The 8,069-nt window shown below is 60.8% G+C and carries 5 protein-coding genes; 3 read left to right on the forward strand and 2 right to left on the reverse strand.

The features are described 5' to 3' along the window. Positions 1-337 precede the first annotated feature (337 nt). The 3 genes from BV106_RS16070 (at position 338) to BV106_RS16080 (ending at position 5,205) form a co-directional block, all read left to right on the forward strand. A complete protein-coding gene (locus BV106_RS16070) occupies positions 338-3,748 on the forward strand; it encodes a VIT domain-containing protein (RefSeq protein ID WP_081891800.1) in 3,411 nt (1,136 codons plus the stop codon). Between the two features lie 126 nt (positions 3,749-3,874). Continuing rightward, a complete protein-coding gene (locus tag BV106_RS16075; RefSeq protein WP_038166388.1) occupies positions 3,875-4,330 on the forward strand; it encodes a hypothetical protein in 456 nt (151 codons plus the stop codon). A gap of 164 nt (positions 4,331-4,494) precedes the next feature. Continuing rightward, positions 4,495-5,205: a hypothetical protein gene (locus BV106_RS16080; RefSeq protein ID WP_038166391.1), complete on the forward strand. Its 711-nt coding sequence runs from the start codon at positions 4,495-4,497 to the stop codon at positions 5,203-5,205. Positions 5,206-5,768: 563 nt separating this feature from the next. On the opposite strand, the gene groL is transcribed toward BV106_RS16080, so the two are convergent. Both groL and BV106_RS16090 read right to left on the reverse strand, forming a co-directional pair. Further along, entirely contained in the window at positions 5,769-7,388 is a 1,620-nt protein-coding gene (gene groL, locus BV106_RS16085) for a chaperonin GroEL (protein ID WP_038166392.1), read from the reverse strand. Between the two features lie 48 nt (positions 7,389-7,436). After that, positions 7,437-7,727: a co-chaperone GroES gene (locus BV106_RS16090; RefSeq protein ID WP_009960420.1), complete on the reverse strand. Its 291-nt coding sequence runs from the start codon at positions 7,725-7,727 to the stop codon at positions 7,437-7,439. Positions 7,728-8,069 lie beyond the last annotated feature (342 nt).

The following is an 8,069-nucleotide window of genomic DNA, read 5'->3' on the forward strand; positions in this document are numbered from 1 at the left end:
TACCGCTCCGCGGTAGAATGCGAACCGTTGCCCACCACGGGTAGCCCTCGCTCCGCTCGGTCGACCTGTGGCGATTCATGGTGAACCCTTCGGGTTCGGGATGAAAAGGTCGTCGCGGCGGTGCAAATCCCTGACCAGACCTGACGAGCACGCGCACGGCATTCCCCCCCTGTCACAATCTTTTGGCTTTTGACATGCAGGATGTGGTCTCGTGTCAGAGCCTGGAGACAGGGTGTTTTTCACCCAAGAACCGGGGTGCTGATGCGTGATGCCCGGCGGGAGTTGGCTCTATGGACCCGCTCCTTCCGCCAATCGCTCTATTTGAACCCCTTTTGCCATGCATCCTCTCGTTCGCCCTTCTTCACTATGGATGAAGCCGTTGCTTCTGGCGCTTTTGACCGTTCTGTCGGTTGAGACCGCCACCTGGGCGCAAAGCAAGAGGGATGGCTTGCCGCCGCGCCCCAACCGTCCCATCACCCGGTTGCCGCAGGCGGAGGATGAGCACACTCTGGGGCGCCGGCCACCGGTCATCTGGGTGGATCCTCAACAGGGCAGGCTGAAGGGCATGACAGTCCAGGAGGTGAAGGTGGATATTCGCGTCCAGGGACATCTGGCCACCACCACCATGGAGATGGCCTTCTACAATCCCAACAATCGGGTGCTGGAGGGGGAACTGATCTTTCCTCTGGGGGTGGGGCAGACCGTGGCGGGCTATGCGCTGGAGGTGGAGGGAAAGATGCGCCAAGCAGTGGTGGTGGAGAAGGAGAAGGGGCGCGAGATTTTTGAAGAGGTGGTGCGACGTGGCATTGATCCCGGTCTGGCAGAGTTGACCAAGGGCAATGTCTTCCGTACCCGGGTGTATCCCATCCCGGCCCAGGGAACGAAGCGGGTGTCGGTGACCTTTGAGCAGGAATTGCAATCGCAGGTGGGTGAGGGGGGCACCGAGAGCTTTCGTTACCATCTGCCCATGGCCTTCGGTGAAAAGGTGGGGCGTTTTCACGCCCGGGCGGAGGTGGTGAAGCAGGAGCTGTCACCTGTGACGGACCAGCAGGACTCTGCGGTGCTCTCTTTTGAAAAGTGGCGGGACAGCTATGTGGCAGAACTGACGCTGGAGAATGCGCGGCTGGAGAAGCCTTTGAGTTTCCTCGTTCCCAATGGTGGAGAACGGAACGGCGCGCGCTCTCTGATGGTGGCGGATGCGCTGGAGCCGTCGATTGGTTATTTCCATGGCCGGGTGGAGCTGGAGGTGCCAGAGGTGACACCGGTCGCCAAGCCGGGGCGCATCGCTCTGTTTTATGATGCCTCTGGCAGTGCGGCGAGACGGGACCGGGTCCTGGAGTGGCGGTTCCTCGATTCCTGGCTCAAGAGCCTGGGCTCGGTGGAGGTGGATCTGATCGCGTTCCGCAATGATGCGGATGCTCCGCGGCGTTTTGTCATTCAGAACGGTCAGACGGCAGCGTTGAAGGAAGCCATAGACGACTTGCCGCTGGATGGCGGGACTTCGCTGGGGGCAGTGGATCTGCTCAGTGTGATGGAGTCAGATGTGGCGCTGCTGGTATCGGACGGGTTCTTCAACTTTGACACCTCGAACCCAGTGCGGGCACGCAAGGACGGGCGGCCGGTGCAATTGCATGCGGTGCACGCCGCGGCGATGGTGGATCAGGTGAGGCTGCAGCAGATGGCGGCTGCGAATGGAGGACAGGTGGTGAACCTGTTGACGACGGGAGTAGAGGATGCGGTGAAGTCGCTCAGTGCAGTGCCGTTCCAATTCCTCGGTGCGCGGGTGATTTCCGGAAAGGTGACGGAGGTGAGCCCCAGCCGTCCGGAGGCGGTGGGGCGGGTGTTTTCCCTGGCTGGACGGGTGGAGGGGCGCAGTGAGGTGGAACTGACGTTCGGCCAAGGGGGCAAGGTGACGATGACGCGGAAGATCACGCTCGATCCCAAGCAGGCTCTGGTTGCAGATCGAGGAGATTTTATCCGTCGTGCTTGGGCGCAGAAGCGGATCGCGGAGCTCTCCCTGGAGCCGGACAGCAATGCGGCAACCATTGTTGCCTTGGGCAAGGCCCATCGTTTGGTGACGGAAGGGACGTCTTTGATCGTGCTGGACCGGATGGAGGACTACGTGCGTCATGGGATCGAACCTCCGGAGCCGGAGTTGCGGGATGAGTACCTGGCACTGCTGAAGAAACAGCCCAAGGACTCACGCAAGAAGGACGAGACGGAGCATCTGGCGGCAGTCGCGAAGGCGTGGAAGGAGTTCACCGAATGGCATGAGAAGCGCCATCCCTGGCTGGAGACGGTGTTGAAGCCGGCAGCTGAGCGTGAGGCGGCCCTGTATGCGGCACTCTCTGCTGAGAGCCAGCCAGGCGGGAAGACCGTGGGCCAGTCTGGAAAGCGGGGCGCGTTGAGCCAGGAAGACGCGGCCGCTGCCGCTGCCCTGAAGGAAAAGGCGCGTGATCTTGACTCCAGATGGAAGAAGGAAGGGCGTGAGACGGCGAGCCGGAACCAATGGATCGAGGAAGCAACCAAGGTGATGCTGGCAGTGGATGCGCTGCGGCAGCGGCGGCTTGAACTGTTGCCTGGATCTGACGATCAACTCAAGCAGGAGGCTGAGGGGGGAGCGAGGGACAGTTACGGGGCTGCTGGCGGAGCAGTTCCGCCGCCACCCCGCCCGGCGACCGCGGCCCAGCCCATGGCCGTGATGCCGATGTCCCCTGCCTCTCCGGCACCTGCCGGGGCATCACGGAGTCGCGCCAGCGCCAAATCGGTCGTAGGTGAGAGTGGCGATGCCTCCCCACCTGCCATGACGAGTCAGATCGAAGTGAAAGCCTGGGATCCCAACACGCCTTACCTGAAGAAGCTGCGCAAGGCGGAGGATGCCTATGCGGCGTATCTGAAGGAGCGCACGGCCAACGCCAGCAGCTCCGCCTTCTTCCTGGATTGCGCGGACTTCTTCCGTGAAGAGAAGAAGGATGAACGTCTGGCGTTGCGTGTGCTCTCGAACCTGGCGGAGATGGAGCTGGAGAGTGCGCCCCTGTTGCGCATTCTGGCCTATCGCCTGCAGCAGCTTGAGAGGCATGACCTGGCGGTGCCTTTGTTTGAGGCGGTCCTGAAGATGCGCGGCGAGGAGCCGCAGAGCCGACGTGATCTGGCACTGTGTCTGGCGGAGAGGAAGGAGCCAGACTATGCCCGGGCGGCGTGGTTGCTCTCAGAGGTGGTGCGGAAACAGTGGGATGGCCGTTTCCGTGATGTGGAGCTGATCGCGCTGCACGAACTCAATGATCTGCTGAAGAAGGTGCCAGCGGACTGCCCGGCCAACCGGAGGCCGGATGTGGAGGCGTTGGGGATCCCGGCCGCGTTGCTGGAGGGCGTGCCCGTGGATCTGCGGGTGGTGCTGACTTGGGACGCGGACAACACGGACATGGACCTGTGGGTAATCGACCCCACCGGGGAGATCTGCATCTACAATCACAACCGCACCAAGACCGGAGGATACATGAGTGCCGACTGTACGCGGGGCTACGGTCCGGAGGTCTTCACCGTGCGTCGTCCGCTACCGGGCACTTATACGGTGAAGGTGAACTACTATGGTAACACCCAGCAGAAGCTGGCGGGGGCGACAACGGTGCAGGTGGAGTTCCAGACGGCCTTTGATCAGGCAGGAAAGGTGCGTCGTGACGCCGTGACACGCCGGCTGGAGGACAAGAAGGAAGTGATAGAGATCGGCAAGTTCTCGGTCGGCCGGTGAGCCGGTACGTCGGTAAATCGGTGACTCTGTAATTCGGTAGAGCAGTAGTTCATCGGGTAGGGGGAAGAGTGGAAGGAGGAAATTGACCGTTTACAGGTGGGCGGTTTGAACGGAGCTTTTTGGACGATGAAGTTTTCGAGTTTGCTCTTTGGTGATCTGGCGGATCTGATTCAGGACTCCAGGATCGACGATGCTGCGACGACGGCGGGCCGTGCTTCCATAGAAGCGACGGTGAACCGCTCCCAGATCACGCAAGTGGCCTGGACGCTGGAGCAGAAGATCCTGCAGCTTCAGCGTGACAATGCCGTGCTGGGAATGCTCGTGGAGCAACTCTTTGCTGTACTCGCGGAGCAGCAGCCGGAACGTGCCGCGTCCATCATCGCCTCCGTGAAGGAGGCAATGAGCGGACCGCAAGAGCCGGACAACATCGAGCCGCTCAAGACAGCGCTGGACCTGCCGAAATCCGCCGCGCCCAAGGCGGGGAGTCGTCCCAAGCCATCGATCAAACGACCTGTGAAGCCGGCATTGAAGCCCGGTGAGACTTTGCCGTCAAAGCCGCTGGCGCAAAGGGCGAATCAGTAGCCGTCAGAAATGGACTGCTCCACGTGCCTGAGTGTCAGGGCACGGCAAAGATGTGATGTGGTGGTGTCACAAGCAGCAGGGGATGCACATGCAGGATGCAGAACCGCACCGTGAGTGATCGTCCTACGACGGTCGCCTGGTGCTCAGCCTGGAGATTGATTGATATGAATGCCCCTGCCGAACTCGCGTATGATTTGTCTGAACTGAAATCGTGGCGCGGACTGCGGCCGGGAATGACCCGCAAGGAGGTGGAGGCATTGCTGAATGCAGAGGGCGTGGACACTTCCGAATGGGAGGAGGATGAAGAATGTTTTCTGGTGACCTCTGGATGGGATCTGGAGCTGGTGTTCGACAAGCATCAGCGTCTGTACCAGATCTCTCTGGAAGATTCAGACAAGTACCGCTGGGCGGGCAAACCCATCATTGATGTGCCGCTGCACGAGGCCTTGCTGACCATGCAGCCGATCATTTCCGGCGCGGGATGGCGCAAGGAAGACGCAGTGACAGATCCTTTCCAGGAATCGGAAGTGATCTCTCCTTCACAGGCGGCCAATCCCACGGGAGACGCCGCGCTGTTGTATGAAGGTACCCTGTGGCTGCCCGGAGCGGGCCTGGGGCTGATGATGTGCGCAGGCTATGTTTGCGAGATCACCTGGCGTCAGCCGAAGGATGTTCCCAATCCATTCCTGAGTGAAGTGACGATGTCGCAGTTGGAGCTCTCTCAACAACCGGGACTGGATGATCATCTGCGCAGCATCATGACCCGTGAGCATCGTGAACTCGCGGCTGCCAATGGCAATCCGGTCATGGCGTTGGTCATCTGGCTGGCTCTTGCCGCGCTGGTGGGAGCGACGGTGGTCTTTGTGTTGAAGTGAGAGCCGCTGCGCGGGGAGACACAAAACGCTGGAGAGGGTGCAACCCGCCTGGCATAAGTGGTCTGCCAAGGAGCCGTAGCGCGACACCATCATCAGACCGCCGCAACTCCTTCGGAGTAGGGACACCTCTCTCCTCCACCCAACGTAGACTCGCTGGAAGCTCGTCAACGTTGGGCTTGTCGCCGCATCCTCTTCCAGGAAGGAGCTTCGACCCAGTGGCGGTATGCGATTGGAGTGCCTGGATTGCCCTTCCCCAAAAGGCGCGCCAGTTGGCCGGTTTTCCTCACATCGTGCGTAGATGCAGGCCGAGTGGGAGAGGGCGTCGCGCGCCCTGTTGAAGCCTCTGGGTTCTAGGTAATCGCATGAGCCGCGAAAGCGGTGTCGAGCCACCGACACTCCAAGACGCTTCGCGACACTTGTGCTCGCTGCAGCTGTTGGGCTCCGGTTGGTGCTTTGGGGGCTGCCGCTCTTGCTGAAAACAAAAAAAGCGGGCCGCAGTTTCCTGCGACCCGCTTAAGCTGGTTGACTGGTTTACCGTATTACCGGTTCACCGAGTCACTGAATTACATGCCCATGCCGCCGTGGTCGTGAGCAGGCTCAGCCTTCTCTTCTTTCGGCAGGTCGGAGATAAGGCACTCCGTGGTGAGAAGAAGACCGCTGATGGAAGCGGCGTTCTGCAGGGCGCTGCGGGTGACTTTGGTCGGGTCGACGACGCCAGCCTTGATGAGGTCGACGTATTCGCCGGTGGCGACGTTGTAGCCCTGGTTGCCGGTGCCCTTCTTGACTTCGGCCACGATGAGCGCGCCTTCCAGACCTGCGTTGGCGGCAAGCTGGCGGAGGGGAGCTTCGATGGCGCGGCGGACGATGTCAGCGCCGGTGGCTTCGTCGCCAACGAGCTTGAGATCAGCCAGAGCGGCCTGTGCACGGATAAGGGCAACACCGCCCCCTGGGACGATGCCTTCCTCAACGGCTGCACGGGTGGCGTGCAGGGCGTCTTCCACGCGGGCTTTCTTTTCCTTCATCTCGGTCTCGGTGGCAGCACCGACGTTGATGACGGCCACACCGCCGGCGAGCTTGGCAAGGCGCTCCTGGAGCTTCTCGCGGTCGTAGTCGCTGGTGGTTTCGTCGATCTGACGGCGGATCTGGTTCACACGTCCGGCGATGGCTTCGGAGCCGCCTTCACCTTCAACGATGGTGGTGTTTTCCTTGTCGATCGTCACGCGCTTGGCACGGCCGAGATCGCTGAGCTCAAGGTTTTCAAGCTTGAGGCCGAGGTCTTCGGTGATGCAGCGGCCACCGGTGAGGATGGCGATGTCTTCGAGCATGGCCTTGCGGCGGTCGCCGAAGCCAGGAGCCTTGACGGCGCAGATGTTGAGGGTGCCGCGGAGGCGGTTCACCACGAGGGTGGCGAGGGCTTCGCCTTCCACGTCTTCAGCGATGATCAGAAGCGGGCGGCCGGTGCGGGCCACTTTCTCAAGCAGGGGAAGGAGGTCCTTCAGGTTGCTGACCTTCTTCTCGTGGATGAGGATCAGGGCGTTCTCAAGAACGGCTTCCATGCTCTCAGCGTCGGTCACGAAGTAAGGGCTGAGGTAGCCCTTGTCGAACTGCATGCCTTCCACGACGTCGAGGGAGGTCTCGATGCTCTTGGCTTCTTCCACCGTGATGGTGCCGTCCTTGCCCACTTTGTCCATGGCGTCGGCAATGATGTTGCCGATCTCGGTGTCCCAGTTGGCGGAGACGGTGGCGACCTGGGCGATTTCGGTCGCGTTGGTCACGGGCTGGCTGATTTCCTTCAGCTTGGCCACGATGGCCTCGGTGGCCTTAAGGATGCCGCGCTGGAGGGAGGTCGGGTTGGCACCGGCGGTCACGTTGCGGAGACCTTCGGAGTAGATCGCCTCGGCAAGCACCGTGGCGGTCGTGGTGCCGTCACCGGCCACGTCGCTGGTCTTGGAGGAGACTTCCTTCACGAGCTGAGCGCCCATGTTTTCATAAGGATCGCTGAGTTCGATTTCCTTGGCCACGGTGACACCGTCTTTGGTGATCGTGGGGGAACCGAATTTCTTCTCGAGGATCACGTTGCGGCCGGAAGGCCCGAGGGTTGCCTTGACCGCTCTGGCGATCTTTTGCACACCACGGAGAAGGGCCTGGCGGGCGCTTTCGTCGAAATTGAGTTGTTTAGCCATGTTCTTAGGTATTCGATTTTTGAGTTAACTGGGAGGAAGCGCCTGTGATTAGGCGATGATGCCGAGGATGTCGGTTTCGTTGATGATGAGCACGTCGTCGCCGTCGAGCTTCACTTCCGTGCCGCCGTACTTGGAGATGAGGACCTTGTTGCCGACGGCAACCGTGAAAGTCACGTCCTTGCCTTCGTCATCCTTGCCGGTGCCGAGGGCGAGAACTTCTGCCTCTTGGGGCTTTTCCTTGGCGGTGTCCGGCAGGAAAATGCCGCCCGCGGTCTTTTCCTCGCTCGTTACGCGCTTAACAAGGACGCGGCGGCCCAGAGGTGTGATTTTGGTAGCCATGGTTGGTATGCTGTTTGCTTTTCGGGTTTCTGTTGTGTTTTGGTTTGGTTCACCCAGTCGGTAGCGCGCCGTTTTTCAAAAATGCGGTGTCGCTACCGGCTGTGGGGAAATCTTTCTCTACTGACAGGGCATTCGCCATCCGGGCGACGGTGAATACGGTTGAAGCACGGGGATCGGACCCAAATTTTCAGGGGTGAGATACCACGTGCTTCAAGAGGGGAGTCTTAAGCTTTTTTGTCGCTGTCCACGACTTCGAAGTCGGCGTCGACGACCTTGCCCTTGTCCTTGGCGGACTCGGGAGCGCCTTCAGGAGCGCCGCCGGCAGCTTCCGCTCCGGAGGGG

This window comes from Verrucomicrobium sp. BvORR106, assembly GCF_000739655.1.
Taxonomy (GTDB): Bacteria; Verrucomicrobiota; Verrucomicrobiia; order Verrucomicrobiales; family Verrucomicrobiaceae; genus Verrucomicrobium.

Excerpts from the sequence above, each read along its gene's own strand:
- BV106_RS16080 (WP_038166391.1), top strand. The coding sequence starts at position 4,495 with ATGAATGCCCCTGCCGAACTCGCGTATGATTTGTCTGAACTGAAATCG.
- groL (WP_038166392.1), bottom strand. The coding sequence starts at position 7,388 with ATGGCTAAACAACTCAATTTCGACGAAAGCGCCCGCCAGGCCCTTCTC.
- BV106_RS16075 (WP_038166388.1), top strand. The coding sequence starts at position 3,875 with ATGAAGTTTTCGAGTTTGCTCTTTGGTGATCTGGCGGATCTGATTCAG.
- BV106_RS16070 (WP_081891800.1), top strand. The coding sequence starts at position 338 with ATGCATCCTCTCGTTCGCCCTTCTTCACTATGGATGAAGCCGTTGCTT.
- BV106_RS16090 (WP_009960420.1), bottom strand. The coding sequence starts at position 7,727 with ATGGCTACCAAAATCACACCTCTGGGCCGCCGCGTCCTTGTTAAGCGC.